The 19736-nt window shown below is 63.8% G+C and carries 16 protein-coding genes; 3 read left to right on the top strand and 13 right to left on the bottom strand.

Annotated features, from left to right (window positions below; translation table 11 throughout):
- The first annotated feature begins 73 nt into the window (after window positions 1-73).
- The gene (locus tag C7451_RS17310; RefSeq protein WP_110300150.1) at window positions 74-529 is read left to right on the top strand and encodes a universal stress protein; all 456 of its coding nucleotides are present in this window, start codon (window positions 74-76) and stop codon (window positions 527-529) included.
- Between the two features lie 5 nt (window positions 530-534).
- Here the strand turns inward: C7451_RS17310 and rnr are convergent, their stop codons facing one another.
- From rnr to phaR, 3 genes are all read right to left on the bottom strand, one after another.
- On the bottom strand, window positions 535-2787 hold the full coding sequence (rnr, locus tag C7451_RS17305; protein WP_110300182.1) for a ribonuclease R: 2253 nt from the start codon (window positions 2785-2787) through the stop codon (window positions 535-537).
- A gap of 58 nt (window positions 2788-2845) precedes the next feature.
- Complete coding sequence (gene proS, locus C7451_RS17300) at window positions 2846-4378, bottom strand: proline--tRNA ligase (RefSeq protein ID WP_110300149.1); 1533 nt, start codon at window positions 4376-4378, stop codon at window positions 2846-2848.
- 96 nt (window positions 4379-4474) lie between these two features.
- On the bottom strand, window positions 4475-5050 hold the full coding sequence (gene phaR / locus C7451_RS17295; RefSeq protein ID WP_110300148.1) for a polyhydroxyalkanoate synthesis repressor PhaR: 576 nt from the start codon (window positions 5048-5050) through the stop codon (window positions 4475-4477).
- A gap of 223 nt (window positions 5051-5273) precedes the next feature.
- On the opposite strand from phaR, the gene C7451_RS17290 reads away from it, so the two are divergent.
- Window positions 5274-6158 (top strand): alpha/beta fold hydrolase, encoded by an 885-nt coding sequence (locus C7451_RS17290; RefSeq protein ID WP_167398598.1) that lies wholly within the window; start codon window positions 5274-5276, stop codon window positions 6156-6158.
- Window positions 6159-6201: 43 nt separating this feature from the next.
- Window positions 6202-7374: an acetyl-CoA C-acetyltransferase gene (locus tag C7451_RS17285; protein WP_110300147.1), complete on the top strand. Its 1173-nt coding sequence runs from the start codon at window positions 6202-6204 to the stop codon at window positions 7372-7374.
- Between the two features lie 103 nt (window positions 7375-7477).
- On the opposite strand, the gene alr is transcribed toward C7451_RS17285, so the two are convergent.
- From alr to C7451_RS17235, 10 genes are all read right to left on the bottom strand, one after another.
- A complete protein-coding gene (alr, locus tag C7451_RS17280; RefSeq protein WP_110300146.1) occupies window positions 7478-8503 on the bottom strand; it encodes an alanine racemase in 1026 nt (341 codons plus the stop codon).
- A gap of 22 nt (window positions 8504-8525) precedes the next feature.
- A complete protein-coding gene (locus tag C7451_RS17275; protein WP_110300145.1) occupies window positions 8526-10115 on the bottom strand; it encodes an MFS transporter in 1590 nt (529 codons plus the stop codon).
- A gap of 31 nt (window positions 10116-10146) precedes the next feature.
- Entirely contained in the window at window positions 10147-10578 is a 432-nt protein-coding gene (locus C7451_RS17270; RefSeq protein WP_110300144.1) for a molybdopterin-binding protein, read from the bottom strand.
- Entirely contained in the window at window positions 10575-12572 is a 1998-nt protein-coding gene (locus C7451_RS17265) for an acetyl-CoA carboxylase biotin carboxylase subunit (protein ID WP_110300143.1), read from the bottom strand. Before C7451_RS17265 ends, C7451_RS17270 begins: the two co-directional genes overlap by 4 nt.
- Window positions 12551-13417: an alpha/beta hydrolase gene (locus tag C7451_RS17260; protein WP_110300142.1), complete on the bottom strand. Its 867-nt coding sequence runs from the start codon at window positions 13415-13417 to the stop codon at window positions 12551-12553. The genes C7451_RS17265 and C7451_RS17260 overlap by 22 nt, the downstream gene beginning before the upstream one ends.
- Window positions 13418-13424: 7 nt before the next feature.
- The gene (gene bioB, locus C7451_RS17255) at window positions 13425-14411 is read right to left on the bottom strand and encodes a biotin synthase BioB (RefSeq protein WP_110300141.1); all 987 of its coding nucleotides are present in this window, start codon (window positions 14409-14411) and stop codon (window positions 13425-13427) included.
- Window positions 14412-14518: 107 nt separating this feature from the next.
- Window positions 14519-16657: a methylmalonyl-CoA mutase gene (gene scpA / locus C7451_RS17250; RefSeq protein WP_110300140.1), complete on the bottom strand. Its 2139-nt coding sequence runs from the start codon at window positions 16655-16657 to the stop codon at window positions 14519-14521.
- A gap of 22 nt (window positions 16658-16679) precedes the next feature.
- Window positions 16680-17462 (bottom strand): enoyl-CoA hydratase-related protein, encoded by a 783-nt coding sequence (locus C7451_RS17245; RefSeq protein ID WP_110300139.1) that lies wholly within the window; start codon window positions 17460-17462, stop codon window positions 16680-16682.
- A 147-nt stretch (window positions 17463-17609) separates the two neighbouring features.
- Entirely contained in the window at window positions 17610-18047 is a 438-nt protein-coding gene (mce, locus tag C7451_RS17240; RefSeq protein ID WP_110300138.1) for a methylmalonyl-CoA epimerase, read from the bottom strand.
- Window positions 18048-18141: 94 nt separating this feature from the next.
- Window positions 18142-19668, bottom strand: coding sequence for an acyl-CoA carboxylase subunit beta (locus tag C7451_RS17235; RefSeq protein ID WP_110300137.1), 1527 nt, complete (start codon window positions 19666-19668; stop codon window positions 18142-18144).
- Window positions 19669-19736: the final 68 nt, after the last annotated feature.

Below are 19736 nucleotides of genomic sequence, written 5' to 3'. Positions count from 1 at the left end.
TCAAGGGGGCAGACCCTTGCCACACCTATCATTTTGGCGCAGTCTGCCGCGCAGCAAACGGGGCAGCAAAGAAATGCGGGTATATCTGGTCATCATGGATGAGACGAGCGAGGCGCTGACCGCGCTGCGCTTCGCCTCACGCCGCGCGCAGCATACCGGCGGGCAGGTGCATATTCTGGCGCTGGTGCCCAAACAGGATTTCGTCGCCTGGGGCGGCGTGCAGGCTACGATCGAGGATGAGGCCCGCAGCCGCGCGGAGGCTCTGGTCACCGATGCCGCTGGTGCGTTGTTCGAGGACATGGGCCAGCGCCCGATGATCACCGTGCGCATGGGCGATGCCACCAAAGAGATTCGCAATTATATGCAGGAATGCCCAGATCTCGCCATGCTGGTGCTGGGAGCCGCTGCGACTGGCGCACCGGGCCCGCTGATCACCCATTTTGCCGGAGCCGATGCAGGCGCCCTGCCCTGCCCGGTCACCATCGTGCCTGGCGGGCTTTCCGACGAGGAAATCGACCGGATGTCCTGATCCGCTCAGCGGCTCTGGTGTCGGATATTGGCAGGGCGTCCGCGCCGCTTGATCGGTGGGCGACCGCCAGGGCGATGGCCGGGACCTTTTCCCCGAGGCGGCGGGCCTGGCATGTAGTTTCCGCCCTCGGGCAGCTCGAACTTGATCGCACCAGTGACCGGATCGGCCTCGGCAAGCCGAAGTTCGAGCCGCTGTCCCACCGCATAGCGCTCGCCGCTGCTTTCACCGGTCAGCGTCTGTGATGCCTCGTCATACCAGAAGCGCTCCGCGCCCAGGGTCGAGACTGGAACCAGACCGTCGCCGCCGAATTCCTCGATCGTCGCAAAAAAGCCGAAGCTCTGGACGCCCGTGATGCGGACCTTGTGAATCTCGCCGACCTTGGTGGAAAGGAACGCCGCGACATAGCGATCGACGGTTTCGCGCTCGGCCTCCATCGCGCGCCGCTCGAAGCCGCTGATCAGCTCGCAGATGCGGTCGAGCGAGGCAGCATCGTGCTCGGCAAGGCCAGTGGTCGGCGGCAGGTCGAGCTTTGGTGCGGGCGGCTGTTCCAGGCCATGGGCGTCGACCAGCGCGCGGTGCAGCAACAGATCGGCATAGCGGCGGATCGGGCTTGTGAAATGCCCATAAGAGGCGAGGGACAGACCGAAATGACCCATGTTGCGCGGACCATAATAGGCCTGTGTCTGGCTACGCAGCACCTGCTCCATCACCAGCGGCTTGACGGTCTCGTCGGTGACCTTGGCGAGGATGCCGTTAAAGGTTGCGGGCCGCACCACCTGACCCAGTGCGAAGCTGATATCGAACGTGCCGAGATAATCCTTCAGCGCGACCAGCTTCTCGCGCGAGGGGGGTTCATGAACGCGGTACACGACGGGTGCCTTTTTCGCCTCCAGCGCCTTGGCGGCGGCGACATTGGCGGCGATCATGAAATCCTCGACCAGCCGGTGCGCATCGAGCCGTTCGCGCACCGCAACGCTGACGATGCGCCCTGCCTCATCAAGCACGATCCGCCGCTCGGGCAGATCGAGGTCGAGCGGCTCACGCGCCTCGCGGGCCTTGAACAGCAACTTCCAGCAGGCCCAGAGGGGGCTGAGCACATTTTCGGTCAGGTCATGCGGCTTCGCTCCATCGATCGCCGCCTGCGCGTCCTCATAGGCGATATTGGCCGCGAGGCGCACCAGCGCGCGGGTAAAGCGCCAGCTTTTGAGCTTGCCCGTCTTGTCGATGACCAAGTGGCAGACCATCGCTGCGCGGTCCTGCCCCGCTTTCAGCGAACACATGTCCGCCGAAAGGACCTCGGGCAGCATCGGGACCACGCGATCGGGGAAATATACGCTGTTGCCCCGTTTGCGCGCCGAGCGATCAATCGCGCCGCCGGGGCGGACATAGAAGCTCACATCAGCAATCGCGACGATCGCTAGGAAACCGCCTTCGTTCGCCGGATCGTCATCGGGCGTCGCCCAGATCGCATCGTCATGATCGCGCGCATCGACCGGATCGATCGCGACGATGGGAATGTGCCTCAGGTCCTCGCGATGATCGGCGGACAAGGGCAGCTTGGCGGCCCGTTCTGCCTCTGCGATTGCCTCGGGCGGAAAATCGTGCGGTATGCCGTATTTGTGGATCGCGATCAGGCTGAACGAGCGCGGGGCGAACGGCTCGCCGAGGACTTCGGTGACCTTCGCGCTCACCCGGTCGCGCTGGCCATGCTGCTCGGCGAGCACCAGCTGGCCCGGCTCGGCATTGCCCGCATCGGATATCGGCACCATGCGGCGGATGCGCTTGTCGACGGGCTTGAGCCACAATTTGCGGCCCTCGCCTTTCTCGACCACGCCGAGCAGCTGCTCGCTCGCGCGCTGGAGCTTCTTCATGACGAAGGCGCGATAGCCGCTGCCCGCCTCTTCGGTGCGCGCGAGCACCCGGTCACCTACTGCGAGCGCGCCGGAACGCCCACGCTCGGACAGGCGCACGCGCGGCATCGGCACGCCCTCGGCCTGCCAGTTATCGGGGATCGCGATCAGCTCGCGGCCCTCGACCTCGATCACCTTGAGCACGGTGACCTTGGGCAGGCCGCCCATCTTGTGGAAGGCGCGGCCCTTGCTGCTGTCGATCAGGCCTTCATCGGCCATGTCCTTGAGCAGCGCCTTGAGCGCGATCTTCTCCGCGCCCTTTAGTCGGAAATGCTTGGCGATTTCGCGCTTGCCCGCCTCATCCTGGCTCTCGCTCAGGAATTTGAGGATATCGTCGCGGCTGGGCATGCCCGCTGCCGCGCGATCCGGTTTCCCCTTGCCTGAGCGAGCGCCCGCCACCCCCGGCTCAATAGGCCCGGGCGAGCAGCACGCGCTCGACCGCGGGACCGCCGGTGAAGAAGCAGGTCGTGCTTGCCGGAGCCGAACCCTCGGGCGTGTTGCGGATGGTGAGCTTCAGCGCCTTCAATTGTTCGACCACCTTCTCCAGCGCCTCGCCGGTCGGACGGCACCAGTCGACCGCAACCCAGCCGGGATATTTGCTGCCCTCGAAATGCGCCTTGAGACCTTCGAGATCGGTCACGTCGTCGCGGATTTCGGCATCGAGCCGCGCCTTGGCCGAGCAGAACATCAGCGTCTGAATCTGGTCGAGCAGCGCCGGCGCCTGACCGACAAACGATTCCCAGTGCATCGCCTGGTTGGCAAGCCTGCCATCCTCGCCATAAAGCGAGTCGCGGCGGATCATCGTCACCTGTTCGCCTGCGGCATCGCGCCCGCCGATCTCGAGGATGATCGGCGCACCCTTCTTGACCCAGCCCCAGCGCTTGGGACCGGCCTTGCCGGGCTTCTTGTCGATCAGCACGCGCAAGGGCTCGCCGAAGGCCGAAGCGTCGATCAGCGCAGTCCGGATCTTCGCACAATAGGCGAGCAGCGCCTCGTCCTCGGGCGTCTCGCGCAGCATGGGCACGATGACGATTTGGTGCGGCGCGATCTGCGGCGGCACTTTCAGGCCGTCGTCATCGCCATGCGTCATGATGACGCCGCCGACCAGGCGCGTTGAAACGCCCCAGCTCGTCGTGTGCGCGAACTGAAACTGCCCTTCGCGGTCCTGGAAGCGGATATTCTGCGCGTGGGCGAAGTTCTGGCCGAGATAATGCGAGGTGCCGGCCTGCAACGCCTTGCCGTCCTGCATCATGGCCTCGATCGAATAGGTCGCGACCGCGCCCGGAAAGCGCTCGTTCTCGGGCTTCTCGCCCGCGATCACCGGCATGGCGAGCGGACCCTGCGCAAAATCGCGGTACATCTGCAGGATGGTCAGCGTCTCGGCCATCGCATCCGTCTCGTTCTCGTGTGCGGTATGACCTTCCTGCCAGAGGAATTCCGAGGTGCGCAGGAACATGCGGGTGCGCATTTCCCAGCGCACGACATTGGCCCATTGGTTGACCATGATCGGCAGGTCGCGCCAGCTCTGCAACCAGCGCGAGAAGGCGGTTCCGATCACCGTTTCCGAGGTGGGACGAACGACCAGCGGTTCTTCCAGCTTCGCTTCGGGATCGACGACCAACGCGCCGTCCTCCATCTTCAGCCGGTGATGCGTGACCACCGCCATTTCCTTGGCAAAGCCCTCGACATGCTCAGCCTCCTTGGCGAAATAGCTCAAGGGGATGAACAGCGGGAAATAGCAGTTCTCGTGGCCCGATTCCTTGATCTTGCGGTCGAGCAGCATCTGAATGCGTTCCCAGATGCCATAGCCCCAGGGGCGCATGATCATGCAGCCTCGCACACCCGATTCCTCGGCGAGATCAGCCTCCTGGATGACGGCCTGATACCAGGCGGCAAAATCTTCCTGCCGGGTGACGGGCAGCGCGTTCTTCTGGCTCACGTGAATTCCAAGTCCTGCAATCAAGATAGGCCCGGGTGCCTAGGCTCATGCGAGCCAACAGGCAATTGCATGTTTCCGTTCCAGGCCGCGAACGGCTTATTTCTTGTCGACAAGATCGTCGATCTTGCGCTGCATGGCCGACAACTGAGCCTTGAGCGCGGCGATCTCGTCCTCTGACGAACCGGCGGGGGCCGGCGCCGGGGTGGCTGCCTGCTTGTCCTTGCGCGGGGTGAAGGCGCTGGAGGCGGCCTCGAACATAGCCAGATTCTGGCGGGCCAGCTGGGCGAACGGGCTGTTCTTGATGCTGCCTTCCATCGCGCTGTGGAACTTTTCCTGGTTCTTGCGGAACGCTTCCATCGAGGCTTCGAGATATTGCGGGATCATCGACTGCATCGAATTGCCGTACATCGAGATGAGTTCGCGCAGGAAACCGACCGGCAGCATCTGCTGGCCGCTCGACTCCTCTTCCATGATGATCTGGGTCAGGATGTTATGCGTGATGTCGTCGCCGGTCTTGGCGTCGACAACCTGGAAATCCTTGCCTTCACGGGTCAGCTTCGCCAGATAGTCGAGCGTGATGTAGCTCGACGACCGGGTGTTGTAGAGACGGCGATTGGCGTATTTTTTGATGATGATGACATCATCCGAATCCGAGGTGCCAGACTTGGCCATGCGTGCATCTCCCGTTCAGTCCCACGGCACTGTAGCACCGCAGCATAGTGCACTGCAACATGCACCCCGCCCTTTACCACTTTTCCTGGCACTGGCCCGCCAACAGCTCGCCGACGATCCCGAGCGTCTCGTCCAGCTTTTGCAGGCACTTGATCGTTATGCCGGGGCAGACCGCAGCTTTCTGCGCCGTCCCGGGACAGTTTTGCTGCAACACGGCAAGGCCATGTTGCGCAGTGCAGCAGGCCTGGAGGGTCCGGCGGCGGCCATGCTACCGCAGATTGTTTTCGTACCCTCTCCGATCAACGCTCCGAACGTGCTCGACATGGATGCCGATTGCTCGCTAATTGGCTGGCTGGCCCATCAGGGACTGTCTTCTGCGCTGGTCGATTGGGGGACGACTACCCCCGCGCATCGCAACCACGATCTTGATCATCTTGCCACACGTCTACTGCTGCCGATGCTGCAGCAGATGGATCGCCCGGTGCATCTGGTCGGCTATTGCCTGGGTGGCATGATCGCCATGGCGGCGGCGTGCCATATCGAGGTAAGCAGCCTGACGCTGATCGCCGCCCCCTGGCATTTCAGCGGCTATCCTGCGAAGCGCCGGGCAGAACTGACTGCGATGTGGCAGCAACACCGCCCCGCGTGCGAGGCGATGGGCCTGGTGCCGATGGAGGTGATGCAGCACGGCTTCTGGACTCTCTCCCCGGACAAGCTGATGGAGAAATATCTCAAGTTCGGCGCAATGCCCGACGACAGTGCCGCCGCGCGACGTTTTGTTGCGGTCGAGGACTGGGCCAATGGTGGCGAACCCCTGCCCTTTGCGCTGGGCGCGCAGCTGTTCGAGCAGCTCTATCGCGATGACCGCAGCGGCAAAGGGGAATGGGTGGTAGACGGCGTCAACATAGCCCCCAACAATGTGCGCGGCCCGGTAATGGAATTTGCCTCGGCGAGCGACGCGATCGTGCCACTCGCATGCTCGCCACAAGCGCCCGATCGCGAGGTTCTGGCATCGGGCCATGTCGGCATGGTCATCGGCGGAAGCGCACCAAAGACCCTGTGGCCGATGCTGAGGCGGTGGATATTGTCACACGAACCCTCTATCTAGCCAACACGATCCTTACCTCCCCAGACATTGGAGAACGCACATCATGTCGAGCATCGTCATCACCGCCGCCAAGCGCACCCCTGTCGGCAGCTTCCTGGGTGCCTATGCTGCCACGCCCGCGCATGAACTGGGTCGGATCGCGATCGAAGCGGCGCTGGCGCAGTCGGGCCTGTCGCCGGAAGAGGTTTCCGAGGTGATCCTTGGTCAGGTGCTGACGGCTGCCCAGGGCCAGAACCCCGCGCGTCAGGCTTCGCTCAATGCCGGCATTCCGAAGGAAGTCCCGGCTTATGGCGTCAACCAGGTCTGTGGATCGGGGCTGCGCGCCGTCGCGCTCGGCTTCCAGTCGATTGCCAATGGCGATGCTGATGTCATAATCGCGGGCGGTCAGGAAAACATGTCGATGTCGCCGCACGCGCAGATGCTGCGCGCTGGCCAGAAGATGGGCGACATGAAGCTGGTCGACACCATGGTCTATGATGGCCTCACCGATGTGTTCAACCAGTATCACATGGGCATCACTGCGGAGAATCTGGCAGAGAAATACCAGATCAGCCGCGAGGCGCAGGACCGCTTTGCCGTACGCTCGCAGAACCTCGCCGAAGCAGGGCGCGCCGAAGGTCGCTTTGCCGACGAGATCGCACCGGTCACGATCAAGGGCCGCAAGGGCGATACGGTCGTCGACCAGGACGAATATATCCGCGCCGGCGCGACCTATGAAAGCGTCGCCGGTCTCAAGCCCGCGTTCAAGAAGGACGGCACCGTCACCGCCGCCAATGCCAGCGGCCTGAACGACGGCGCTGCCGCGCTGGTGCTGATGCGCGAGGAAGATGCGGCCAAGCGCGGCCTCACCCCGCTCGCGCGGATCGCCAGCTGGGCCTCGATGGGCGTCGATCCCTCGATCATGGGCATCGGCCCGGTTTCGGCGAGCCGCCGCGCGCTCGCCAAGGCGGGCTGGAAGGTCGAGGATCTCGATCTTATCGAATCGAACGAGGCCTTTGCGGCCCAGGCGCTGTCGGTGACGCAGGAAATGGGCTGGGATCCCGACAAGGTGAACGTCAACGGCGGCGCGATCGCGATCGGCCATCCGATCGGCGCCAGCGGCGCGCGTGTTCTGACCACGCTGCTGTACGAGATGGGCCGTCGCGACGCCAAGAAGGGCCTGGCGACGCTGTGCATCGGCGGCGGCATGGGCATTGCACTGGCCGTGGAGCGCTGATCGCATTGCGTTTTCCGGCGGAAGCCGGAATCCAGGAACGACATGGCGCAATCCCGCCTCTGGGCTCCGGCTTTCGCCGGAGAACGGCAAGCGGAAAAAAGGCTCAATCCACCCAGATGCGGTCGAAGCGTCGGCCGATCTGGGTGAGCCATTCATACTGGCTGATCCCGGTCGCAGCCTGGACCTCAGGCAGCAGGAGATTGGCGGCGATCCAGTCCCCCTCGCCCAGATCGGGAGCTGCCGCGAGATCGATACAGGTCAGGTCCATCGACACGCGTCCCAGGATCGGCAGGCGCGCATCACCGCAGCGGAAAGCACCGATCGACGACAAGGCTCGCTTGAAGCCATCGGCGTAGCCCAGCGCCAGCGTCGCGGTGCGTATGTCGTGCTCTGCGGCGAAGGTCGCGCCATAGCCGATGCTGTCACCCGCGCGAACATGACGCACCTGCAGGATTCGCGTCTCCAGCCGCATCACGGGCCGGATATGCTCAGCCAGCGCATCGCATGGCACGCCGCCGTAAAGCGCCAGGCCGGGCCGAGTGGCGTCGAAATGATAGGCGTTCCCCAGCGCAATCCCTGCGCTGTTCGCAAAGCTATAGCGTTGCGCCTTCACACCATGCCGCACCTGTTCGAAGCGCTCCAGTTGCTGAGCGTTCTGCGCACTGTTCTCATCCGCCGAGGCCAGATGGCTCATGCACAGATCGATATCGAGCCCGGCGCACAGGCCCGCGACATCGTCGCGCCAGTCCAGCCCCAGTCGGCTCATGCCGGTATCGATCATCACATGACAGCGCCCGCCGTCAGCGTCGCGCCATCGGGCGATCTGCTCCGCGCTGTTGAGCACTGGCACCGCCGGCCCGGCGCGCGCTGCCGCCTCCTCCCCCGGAGCGATCCCGTGCAGCACGGCCAGCCGCGCCGGATCGATCTTCCCAGCCAAAGCCTGCGCCTCGCCCCAGTGCGCGACGAAGAAATCGCGGCAACCGGCACCGGACAAGCGCTTCACGACCTCGGCAGCACCAAGACCATAGCCATCGGCCTTGACCGCCGCGCCCGCACTGGCAGCCCCGCTCAACCGATCGAGCACGCGCCAGTTGGCGACCAGCGCTGCACCATCGAGCACCAGCCGCATATTCGCCTGCAACGGAGCGGCCTCAGCCAATATCGTCCTGCCCAGAAGTTTCCGGCAGCCAGATCAGCGACACGGTGAACGCCATCACGACAACCGCGATCGTGTACCACAGCCCCGAATAGGCATCGCCCGTACGCGCGACGATATATTGCGAGATATAGGGCAGGAAGCCGCCGAAATAGCCGGTACCGATATGATAGGGGATCGACATCGAGGTATAGCGAATCTTGGCCGGGAACAGCTCGACCATGATTGCGGCGACCTGACCATAGGTCATCGCCGACAGCGCGACCATCAAGGCGACCGACAGGATGATCAGCCAGGGCTGGCGCGACGCCGGATCGGACTTGTCGGGATAGCCCGCCTTTTCCAGTGCGGCGACATAGGCCTTTTCGTCATAGCCGCGCACGACCGTGCCGCCTACGCTGAGCGCCACGGCGTCACCATCGACCTTGGTATAACTGATTCCGCGCTTGCTGAGGAAATTGAGTGCCTTGCCGCATTCGGTCGTCTGCGTTCGCTGCAGCGCATTGAACGCGCATTCGGGCATGGCGAGCGTCACCGGCGAGGTCCTGGTCGCCTGCTCGAGCGCTGGGTTGGCTGCCTGCGCCATCAGGTGAAACAGCGGGAACAGCAGCACCACCGTAAGGCCATAGCCGATCAGCAGCAGTCGCTTGCGCCCCACCCGGTCGGACAGCCAGCCGAAAAAGACGTAGAGCGGAGCAGCGAGCGTGGCCCCTGCGGCCATGTAGAGCAGCGCATCTTCTTCCGCGACGCGCGCGGTGCCGGTGAGGAAATAGAGCGTACCAAATTGCGAGGTGTAGTAGATCACGGTCAGGCCGGCGGCGACGCCGAACAGTGCGACCATCACCCGCTTGATGTTTCCGGGATAGCGCAGGCTGTCCATGAACGGGTTTTTGGATGTCGCCCCGGCGGCCTTCATCGCCTGAAAGACCGGGCTCTCGGACAGCTTCAGACGGATGTAGAGCGAGATCGCAAGCAACAGGATCGAGATCAGGAACGGTACGCGCCAGCCCCAGGCATTGAAATCCTCAGGGCTCATCAGCTTGCGTGTCGTCAGCACGCAGATCACCGCGAGCAGGAAGCCGCCTGCCACCGAGGCCTGGATCCAGCTGGTATATTGTCCGCGCTTGCCCGGCGGTGCATGCTCGGCGACATAGATTGCCGCGCCGCCATATTCGCCGCCCAGCGCCAGCCCCTGCAGGCAGCGCAACACCAGCAACAATGCTGCCGCCCAGACGCCGGCGGTGGCAAAGGTCGGCAGCAGGCCAATCGAGGCGGTCGCTCCGCCCATCAGCGAGATGGTGACGAGGAACGTGTACTTGCGCCCCACCTTGTCCCCGAGATAGCCGAACAGCACCGCACCCAGCGGCCGCACGCCAAAGCCCGCGCCGAAGATCGCCAGCGACGCGAGCGTGGCCGCGGTGGGATTGTCAGACGGGAAGAACAGCTGGCCGATCAGCGTCGCCAGGATCCCGTAGACGAAGAAATCATACCATTCGAATACCGTACCGAGCGAGGACGCGACGATCACCAGCCGATCACGGCTCGCGTCGAATTCCTGCCCATCTGCTGCAGCCGTTGCGGCCATCCAGCACTCTCCCCATCCAATCCCCAGGGCGTCAGTCTATGGCGAGGATTTCCAGCGCAATCAACTGGCGAACCGAGCGCGCGCCGCGCTTGTCGCCGGGAATGGCAAGCCGATATGGCCCCGTTGCGCTATCGAGCGATTTTCCGTCGCAACGATCGGCTAGAATGATCGTTCCGTTGCCCAGCCGCGGATCGATCTCTCCCAGCGAAAACAGTACCGAATAGCCGTCTGCGGCCCGCGCCACTACAGCCGTGCGCAAGGCTGGCCCGCGCACGGATGCGCCCGACGGAACGCCTGCCTTGGCCACCACATCGGCGAGCAAGGGGCCGTCGCAGCGCAGCGTCTCGTCATGATGCGTCAGGGTCACCTCCTGGCGCGGCAGGTCCGCGATCAGCTCGGGCGTGATGTCGATCCGCTGCGGGGCGCTGGCTGCCATGGCGAGGGCGCTCAGCAGGATCATCATTCCAGCTCCAGAATGACCGCATCGACCGCCAGGCTGTCGCCCTCGGCGGCGCTGATCGTCTTGACTGTCGCCGCCTTTTCGGCGCGCAGGATATTCTCCATCTTCATCGCCTCGACGATCGCCAGCGGCTGGCCGGGCTGCACCTTGTCGCCTTCGGCCACGTGCAGCTTCACCAGCAGTCCCGGCATCGGGCAGAGCAGGAAGCGCGAAAGGTCAGGCGGCACCTTCTCGATCATGTGCCGGGCATGCTCGGCGACATGCGAAGGCAGCACTTCGAACGTGTGCGTCGCGCCCCGCGCGGTGAGCGCCAGGCCGGTGCGTGTGCGCTGCACCTTGACCGCAAGTTCGTCGCTTTCCTCTTCGTCGCCGAAATCAGCCACGGCCAGCCGATCACCCGGGGTATAGCCCATGGCCATGTCGACCACCTCGCCATCGACGACGATCGCGTCCTCGCTGACCGAGACCTCCATCACGATATCGCCCTTGCGCACCTGCCATTCGGAGGGCGGCGTGAGCCGATTGCCGAGCTGGTCGCTGATCCGAAGCGCCCGGTCCGCCTCTGCCGTGGCGATGAACGCGGCGATCGCGCCAAGGCGGCGGAGCAGTTCGGGCGATGCGGGCGCGCCATGGAAGCCGTCGGGATATTCCTCGGCGATGAAGCCGGTGGTGATATTGCCCGAACGGAAGCGCTCGTGCTGCATCAGCGCCGAGACGAAATCGAGATTGTGTCCCGGCCCCTCGATCTCGAACCGGTCGATCGCGGTGATCTGGCGGTCGATCGCGTCGAGGCGCGTTTCGCCATAGGTGATCAGCTTGGCAATCATCGGGTCGTAATGGATCGAGACCTCGCCGCCCTCTTCGACGCCATCATCGACGCGCACGCCCTTTTTCTGCTTGGGCGGATTGTAGCGCACCAGACGACCGATCGAGGGCAGGAAACCGCGATAGGGGTCTTCGGCATAGACGCGGTTCTCGACCGCCCAGCCGGTCAGCTTGATATCGTCCTGCGTGAACGCCAGCGGCTCGCCCTGCGCGACGCGGATCATCTGTTCGACCAGATCGAGCCCGGTGACGAGTTCGGTCACGGGATGCTCGACCTGAAGCCGGGTGTTCATCTCGAGAAAGTAGAAGCTGTCGCCGGTGGTGTCCGCGCCCGAGACGATCAGTTCGACCGTGCCCGCGCTGTAATAGCCTACCGCGCGTGCCAGTGCGACCGCCTGCTCGCCCATCTTCCTGCGCATTTCGGGGCTGACGAACGGCGATGGCGCTTCTTCCACCACCTTCTGGTGGCGGCGCTGGATCGAGCATTCGCGCTCGCCCAGATAGACAATATTGCCATGCTGGTCGCCCAGCACCTGAATCTCGATATGGCGCGGCTGTTCGATGAACTTCTCGATGAACACGCGGTCGTCACCGAAGCTGTTGAGGCCCTCGCGCTTGGTGGCCTCGAAGCCCTCGCGCACGTCCTGTTCGCTATAGGCCAGGCGCATGCCCTTGCCGCCGCCGCCGGCCGAGGCCTTCATCATTACCGGATAACCGATCTCGCTGGCGATGCGCACCGCGTGCTCGGTATCCTCGATCTCGCCGACAAAGCCAGGCACGACATTGACGCCCGCCTGCAGCGCCAGCTTCTTGGACTCGATCTTGTCGCCCATCGCCGCGATCGCGCCCGGGGGCGGGCCGATAAAGGTGATGCCGGCAGCCTTCAGCGCTTCGGCAAAGCTGGTCCGTTCGGACAGGAATCCATAGCCGGGATGCACCGCATCCGCGCCGGTTGCCTTGCACGCCTCGATGATCCTGTCCGCCAGCAGATAGGACTGGGCGGCGGGCGACGGGCCGATATGCACGGCCTCGTCGGCCATCTCGACATGCGGGCTGCGTGCATCGGCGTCCGAATAGACGGCCACCGTCTTGATGCCCATAAGCCGAGCGGTGCGGATGACGCGGCAGGCGATCTCGCCCCGGTTTGCGATCAGGATCTTGGTGATTGGCATGCTATGTCAAATCCACTTTGCGGGTCTTGCTCGACCCCGGTTGGGAACAGATACTGCAACGCCTCGGGCGAGACGCTGTGGTAGATGGTGGCATGGGTCAGGTCGGAGCGCGGGGCATAGCACCAGGTCTGGTCCGCACGTTTGCTGGCACCCAGCGCGGCGACCAGCCGGTCGACCCCGGTCTGCATCTCGCGACCTTCATTGGCGATCGTCAGATACAGCCGGTGCGGCTTGGCAGAAGGTTTGGTGAGAAACGAGCCTGACGCCTTGGCGAGACGCTCGTCATCCCACCATAGGCTGGGGCTGATCGCGGCATAATGATCGAACAGGTCGGGCTCGGCGAGATAGGTCTCGACAATGAACAGTCCGGCGAGCGATTCCCCGATCACGCCAGTTTCGCCTGAGGTGCGATAGCTCTCAGCGACAAACGGCATGACTTCATCGCGGATAAAGGCGCGGAACAACGCGGATTGGCCAGCGGTGGGATATTGCTTGAGCAGCGCCGCATCCTGCGTCGGCCCCGTCAGTTCGCGCCTGCGGTTCTGCGTCGCGATGCCTACAACGATGACGGCCTGCGACCGCGCCCAGAGCGCGCCGAGCGCGCTGGTTCCGGTGACGTGCAGAAAGTCCTGATCCAGCCCGCCATCAATCAGGTACAGCACCGGATAGCTCTTGCCAGAGGTCGCATAACCGGAGGGAAGGTAGACGTTTACCACCCGATCCTGCGCCAACGGTTTGGACGCGATCCTGTGCGTCTCGCCAATGCTGATCGGCACCGGCTGCGCAGCGGCGGGCGCAGCGCAGGCCAGAGCAAGACCGATCAGGGTGGCGAGCGGGCGGATCATGCGAGGCTTACTCCGCCGCCTCCAGATGCCCGTGCGGCTGCGCGGCCATCGCCTTCATGCCGAGCTTGGCCAGCAGCGCGCTGTCCTTGTCGTCGCCGGCATTGGGCGCGGTGAGCAGCTTGTCGCCGGTAAAGATGCTGTTGGCGCCCGCCATGAAGCACAGGGCCTGGCAGCTTTCGGACATGCTCTCGCGGCCCGCGCTGAGGCGCACCATCGAGTGCGGCATTGTGATGCGCGCGACGGCTACGGTGCGGACGAACTCGATCTCGTCGATCTTCGCAAGCGGCGTATCGGCGAGCATGTCGCCCAGCACCGTACCCTTGACCGGGACCAGCGCATTGATCGGCACGCTTTCCGGATGCGGCATGGTGGCGAGCGCGTGGATGAAGCCGATGCGATCGCCGCGCGTCTCGCCCATGCCGACAATGCCGCCGCAGCACACGTTGATGCCCGCCGAGCGGACGTTCTCAAGCGTCTCCATCCGGTCCTCGAAGGTGCGGGTGGTGATGACATTGGCGTAATTTTCGGGCGCGGTGTCGATATTGTGGTTGTAATAATCGAGCCCCGCATCGGCGAGTTGCTTAGCCTGCGAAGCGGTGAGCATCCCCAGCGTCATGCAGGTTTCCATGCCCATTTCGCGCACGCCCTTGACCATCGCTGTAAGCTTGGGGATGTCCTTGTCCTTGGGGTTGCGCCACGCCGCGCCCATGCAGAACCGGCCCGAGCCATGGTCCTTGGCCTGGGCTGCTGCCTGCAGCACCGCCTGCACGTCCATCAGCTTGGTCGCCTTGACGCCGCTGTCGGCATCCTTGGACTGGCTGCAATAGCCGCAATCCTCCGGGCAGCCACCGGTCTTGATCGACAGGAGGGTCGAGAGCTGCACCTCGTTGCGCGAGAAGTTCGCGCGGTGCACGCTCTGCGCCTCGAACATCAGGTCGTTGAACGGCAGATCGAACAGCGCGGTGATTTCATCGCGGGTCCAGTCGGTTCTCATTATCGGTCTCATTCCTTAAATCCGTTTGTGTCGAGCGAAGTCGAGACACGTATGCACAAGGTCCCTCGACTTCGCTCGGGACAAACGGGGGGTGGTGTGCCCTGGCATTACTCCGCAGCCTCCTGCAGCGGCGGCATGTTGTGGCCGAGCAGCCGGAGCACATCCGCTGCACACTCGACCACATTCGATCCGGGGCCGTAAATGCCCTGGACGCCGGCGTCGCGCAGATAGTCGTAATCCTGCGGCGGAATCACTCCGCCCGCGATCACCTTGATGTCGTTGCGGCCAGCCTCTTTCAGACCCCGGATCAGCTCGGGGATCAGCGTCTTGTGCCCGGCGGCAAGAGAGGACGCGCCGACGACGTCGACGCCGGTTTCGAGCGCCAGCACGACAGTTTCCTCCGGCGTCTGGAACAGCGGGCCGGATACGACATCGAAGCCAAGATCGCCAAAGGCAGACGCAATCACATTCGCGCCGCGATCATGTCCGTCCTGGCCCATCTTGGCGACGAGCAGCTTGGGTTTGCGCCCCAGGCGACGCTCCACGGCCTTGACGCCATCGACCACCTGCGCCCAGCGGCTGTCGTCCTCGTAGGGAGCGGCGTATACGCCCTTCACCGGGGTCGGGCGGGTTGCATAGCGGCCGAAGACATCCTCCATCGCCGCGCTGATCTCGCCCAGCGTGGCGCGGGCGCGCGCCGCTTCGACCGCGAGTTCGAGCAGGTTGCCCTTGCCCCTGGCGCCCTCGCGCAAGGCATCAAGCGCGGCCTGACATGCCGCCTCGTCACGCGCGGCCTTGACCGCGTTGATCCGCGCAACCTGGCCTTCGCGCACCTTCGCGTTGTCGACCTCGAGCGTTTCGAGCAGGTCCTCGTTGGCGAGACGGTACTTGTTTACGCCCACGATCACGTCATCGCCGCGGTCGACGCGCGCCTGGCGGCTGGCGGCGGCTTCCTCGATCATCGCCTTGGGCCAACCCGCCGCGACCGCCTTGGCCATGCCGCCTTCGGCCTCGACGCGTTCGATGATCTCCCAGGCCTTGTCGACCAGTTCCTGCGTCAGGCTCTCGATATAATAGCTGCCGCCCAGCGGATCGACGACCTTGGTCATCCCGGTCTCTTCCTGGATGACGATCTGCGTATTGCGGGCGATGCGTGCGGAGAAATCGGTGGGCAGCGCGATGGCTTCATCGAGCGCGTTGGTGTGCAGTGACTGCGTGCCGCCCAGCATCGCGGCCATCGCCTCGATGGTGGTGCGGATAACGTTGTTATACGGGTCCTGCTCGGTCAGCGACACGCCGCTGGTCTGGCAGTGGGTGCGCAGCATCTTGGAGCGCTCGTCCTTCGCACCGAGCCTGGTCATCACCCGGTGCCACAGCACGCGCGCGGCGCGCAGCTTGGCGATTTCCATGAAGAAATTCATGCCGATGGCGAAGAAGAACGAGAGGCGTCCGGCGAACTTGTCGATGTCGAGGCCCGAGGCGACGCCGTATTTCACATATTCCATGCCATCGGCGATGGTGAAGGCGAGCTCCTGCACCTGCGTCGCGCCAGCCTCCTGCATGTGATAGCCGGAGATCGAGATGCTGTTGAACTTGGGCATCTCGCGGCTGGTATAGCCGAAAATGTCCGAGATGATCCGCATCGAAGGTTCTGGCGGATAGATGTACGTGTTGCGGACCATGAACTCCTTGAGAATGTCGTTCTGGATGGTCCCGTCGAGCAACTTGCGGTCAACGCCCTGCTCCTCGCCCGCGACGATGAAGAAGGCAAGGATCGGGATCACCGCGCCGTTCATCGTCATGCTGACCGACATCTGATCGAGCGGAATGCCATCGAACAGGATTTTCATGTCCTCGACGGTATCGATGGCGACGCCCGCCTTGCCGACATCGCCGGTGACGCGTGGATGATCGCTGTCATAGCCGCGATGGGTTGCCAGGTCGAACGCGACCGACAGCCCCTTCTGCCCGGCGGCCAGGTTGCGGCGATAAAAGGCATTCGATTCCTCGGCGGTGGAGAAACCGGCATATTGCCGGATCGTCCAGGGGCGGCCCGCATACATGCTGGCGCGCACCCCGCGCGTGAATGGCGCAAAGCCGGGCAGGCCGGGATCGACCGATACATCGTCCGCCGTATAGAGCGGCTTGACCGCAATCCCTTCCGGCGTCTGCCAGGTGAGATCGCGTCCCTTGACCTCCTTGTCGGCCAGAGCCTGCCAGTCGGTGATGTTGGGTGTATCGGTCATTCTATCGGTCCCGTGTGGTTGTTCAGCTACCGGTGAAGTTCGGCTTGCGCTTCTGCAGGAAAGCGATGGCACCTTCGCGTGCATCGTTGGTGTCGCCCGCGATCCGCTGGCCCTCGGCCTCGCGCGCCAGAGCGGTGTGGAAATCGCATTCGAGCGCCTCGACCAGGTTCTTGCGCATGATGCCCAGCGCCACGGTCGGCATCGCGGCGAGCCGCTTCGCCAGCGCCATCGCCTCGTCCATCAGGCTGTCATGCTCGACAACCTTGTAGACCATGCCCCAGTCGTGCGCCTTGGCGGCGGGGATCTTCTCGCCGAGCATCATCATCTCGGTCGCGCGCGCCTTGCCGATCAGCCGGGTGAGCATCCAGCTTGCGCCGCCATCGGGCACCAGGCCGATATTGACGAAGGCCTGCAGGAAATAGGCCTTGTCGCTGGCAACCACGAAATCGGGCGCGAGGCCGATCGAGCAGCCGACACCGGCGGCGGGTCCGTTGACCGCGCTGATCGTCGGGATGTGCAGCCGGTGCAGCTTGAGCAGCATCGGGTTGTAATGCTGGGTCAGCGCCTTGTAGCTGCCCTGCCCGCCCGAGATCGAGCTGTCACGTCCGCCCGACAAGTCCGCCCCCGAACAGAAACCCTTGCCCGCGCCAGTGATGACCAAGGCGCGCGCATCGCCCAGCCGGTCGAGCGCGTCGTTGATCTCGCCCGCCATGGGGAGCGAACAGGCATTCAGCCGCTCGGGCACGTTCAGCGTGATCGTGGCGATCTGGTCGGCGATTTCGAGTTTTATGGTTTCGTAGGTCATGACAGCATTCTTCTCCCTTAAAGCCCTCTCCCCTTCAGGGGAGAGGGTTGGGAGAGGGGCAGTCACCCGACGTCGGCGGGACATGCCATCCCCCTCTCCCTTCGCCACTTCGTGGCTCTTCCCTCTCCCCTGAAGGGGAGAGGGCGCTTAATGCCCCTTCGGCGTTTCCATGATCTCGGTCAGCACTCCGCCCATGTCCCTTGGGTGCACGAAGAAGATCAACGTGCCATGCGCGCCGATGCGCGGCTCGCCCAGCACGCGCTTGCCCAGCGCCTCGAACTCCGCCTTGGCCGCGTGAATATCGGGCACCTCATAGCACATATGGTGCTGCCCGCCGTTCGGGTTCTTCTCAAGGAACGATGCGATCGAGGCATTGCCCGGCAGCGGCTCGATCAACTCGATCTGCGTGCCATTGAGCGCGCCGTCGGCTCCCGGCGTATCGACAAAGCACACCTTCACCCCCTGCTCGGGCAGGTCGAAAGGATCGTGAATCTTGGTCGCGCCCATGACATCGCGGTAGAACACGATGGCATCCGCGATGGAGGGCGTTGCGACGCCGATATGATTGAGACGGCCTAGTTTCATTCTATCGGATCTCCGTGCATGAATAACCCGCTGTAGAACATCATCGCGAAAGCTGCCGCGGTAAGCAGCAGCACGACCAAGATGCCGCGCTTACTCACAGCGGAATGTTGTCATGCTTCTTCCAAGGGTTCTCCAGCGCCTTGTTCCGCAGCTTCCTGAGCCCCAGCGCGATCCTCCGCCGGGTCGAATGCGGCATGATCACCTCGTCGATAAAGCCCTTGCTCGCCGCGACGAACGGGTTGGCAAAGCGCGCTTCATATTCGCGGGTTTGCTCGGCAATCTCTTCCGGCGTCTTGCCGCGGAAGATGATCTCCACCGCGCCCTTGGCGCCCATCACCGCGATCTCGGCAGTCGGCCAGGCGTAGTTGAGGTCGCCGCGCAGGTGCTTTGAGGCCATCACGTCATACGCGCCGCCATAGGCCTTGCGGGTGATGACGGTGATCTTGGGCACGGTCGCCTCGGCATAGGCGAAGAGCAGTTTTGCGCCGTGCTTGATGATGCCCGAATGCTCCTGCGCCACGCCGGGCAGGAAGCCGGGCACGTCGACAAAGGTGATGATCGGAATGTCGAAACAATCGCAGAAACGCACGAAGCGTGCGGCCTTTTTCGACGAGTTGATGTCCAGACAGCCCGCCAGCACCATCGGCTGGTTGGCGACGACGCCCACAGTGCGGCCCTCGATGCGACCAAAGCCGGTGATGATATTGCCCGCATGGGTCGGCTGGATCTCGAAGAACTCGCCCTCGTCGAGCGTCTTCTTGATCAGCTCGTGCATGTCATATGGCATGTTCGGATTGGCCGGGATCAGCGTGTCGAGGCTGTTCTCGATCCGGTCCCAGGGGTCGGCGGTCGGGCGCTCGGGCAGCGCCTCGCGGTTCGACAGCGGCAGGTAATCGATCAGGTCGCGCGCAGCGAGCAGCGCCTCGATATCGTTGTTGAACGCGACATCGGCGACGCCCGACTTGCCGGTATGCGTGACCGCGCCGCCGAGTTCTTCCTGCGTGACGACCTCGTTGGTCACGGTCTTCACCACATCGGGGCCGGTGACGAACATATAGCTCGAATCCTTCACCATGAAGATGAAGTCGGTCATCGCCGGGCTGTAGACCGCGCCGCCCGCGCACGGCCCCATGATCACCGAAAGCTGCGGCACCACGCCCGATGCCAGCACGTTGCGCTGGAACACCTCGGCATAGCCGCCGAGCGAGGCCACGCCCTCCTGGATGCGCGCGCCGCCGGAATCGTTGAGGCCGATCACTGGCGCACCAACCTTCATCGCCATGTCCATGATCTTGCAGATCTTCTGCGCATGCCGTTCGGACAGCGATCCGCCGAACACGGTGAAATCCTGGCTGAACACAAAGACCAGACGGCCATTGACCGTGCCCGATCCGGTGACCACGCCATCGCCGGGGATGACCTGATCCTGCATGCCGAAATCGACGCAGTTATGCTCGACATACATGTCATATTCTTCGAAGCTGCCCGGATCGAGCAGCACGTCGATCCGCTCGCGCGCGGTCAGCTTGCCCTTGGCATGCTGCGCCTCGATGCGCTTGGTGCCGCCGCCCAGATGCGCCTTGTCGCGCCTCGCCGCCAGTTCTTCCAATATGGCCTGCATCGCATCCTCTTCAGCTGAAATCGGGACCCTGTCTTTTCAGCCTTTGACCCGACACGCAAATGTTAAAT

The organism is Blastomonas natatoria, assembly GCF_003201955.1.
GTDB lineage: Bacteria > Pseudomonadota > Alphaproteobacteria > Sphingomonadales > Sphingomonadaceae > Blastomonas > Blastomonas natatoria.
Note: the sequence above shows the minus strand (reverse complement) of the source record. Positions and strands in the feature narration are given on the sequence as shown.

What these genes read in the sequence shown, in the direction of transcription:
- C7451_RS17285 (WP_110300147.1), top strand. Translation starts at nt 6,202, where the DNA reads ATGTCGAGCATCGTCATCACCGCCGCCAAGCGCACCCCTGTCGGCAGC.
- bioB (WP_110300141.1), bottom strand. Translation starts at nt 14,411, where the DNA reads ATGAGAACCGACTGGACCCGCGATGAAATCACCGCGCTGTTCGATCTG.
- C7451_RS17265 (WP_110300143.1), bottom strand. Translation starts at nt 12,572, where the DNA reads ATGCCAATCACCAAGATCCTGATCGCAAACCGGGGCGAGATCGCCTGC.
- C7451_RS17260 (WP_110300142.1), bottom strand. Translation starts at nt 13,417, where the DNA reads ATGATCCGCCCGCTCGCCACCCTGATCGGTCTTGCTCTGGCCTGCGCT.
- mce (WP_110300138.1), bottom strand. Translation starts at nt 18,047, where the DNA reads ATGAAACTAGGCCGTCTCAATCATATCGGCGTCGCAACGCCCTCCATC.
- C7451_RS17270 (WP_110300144.1), bottom strand. Translation starts at nt 10,578, where the DNA reads ATGATGATCCTGCTGAGCGCCCTCGCCATGGCAGCCAGCGCCCCGCAG.
- C7451_RS17245 (WP_110300139.1), bottom strand. Translation starts at nt 17,462, where the DNA reads ATGACCTACGAAACCATAAAACTCGAAATCGCCGACCAGATCGCCACG.
- rnr (WP_110300182.1), bottom strand. Translation starts at nt 2,787, where the DNA reads ATGCCCAGCCGCGACGATATCCTCAAATTCCTGAGCGAGAGCCAGGAT.
- phaR (WP_110300148.1), bottom strand. Translation starts at nt 5,050, where the DNA reads ATGGCCAAGTCTGGCACCTCGGATTCGGATGATGTCATCATCATCAAA.
- C7451_RS17235 (WP_110300137.1), bottom strand. Translation starts at nt 19,668, where the DNA reads ATGCAGGCCATATTGGAAGAACTGGCGGCGAGGCGCGACAAGGCGCAT.
- scpA (WP_110300140.1), bottom strand. Translation starts at nt 16,657, where the DNA reads ATGACCGATACACCCAACATCACCGACTGGCAGGCTCTGGCCGACAAG.
- alr (WP_110300146.1), bottom strand. Translation starts at nt 8,503, where the DNA reads ATGCGGCTGGTGCTCGATGGTGCAGCGCTGGTCGCCAACTGGCGCGTG.
- C7451_RS17310 (WP_110300150.1), top strand. Translation starts at nt 74, where the DNA reads ATGCGGGTATATCTGGTCATCATGGATGAGACGAGCGAGGCGCTGACC.
- C7451_RS17275 (WP_110300145.1), bottom strand. Translation starts at nt 10,115, where the DNA reads ATGGCCGCAACGGCTGCAGCAGATGGGCAGGAATTCGACGCGAGCCGT.
- C7451_RS17290 (WP_167398598.1), top strand. Translation starts at nt 5,274, where the DNA reads ATGTTGCGCAGTGCAGCAGGCCTGGAGGGTCCGGCGGCGGCCATGCTA.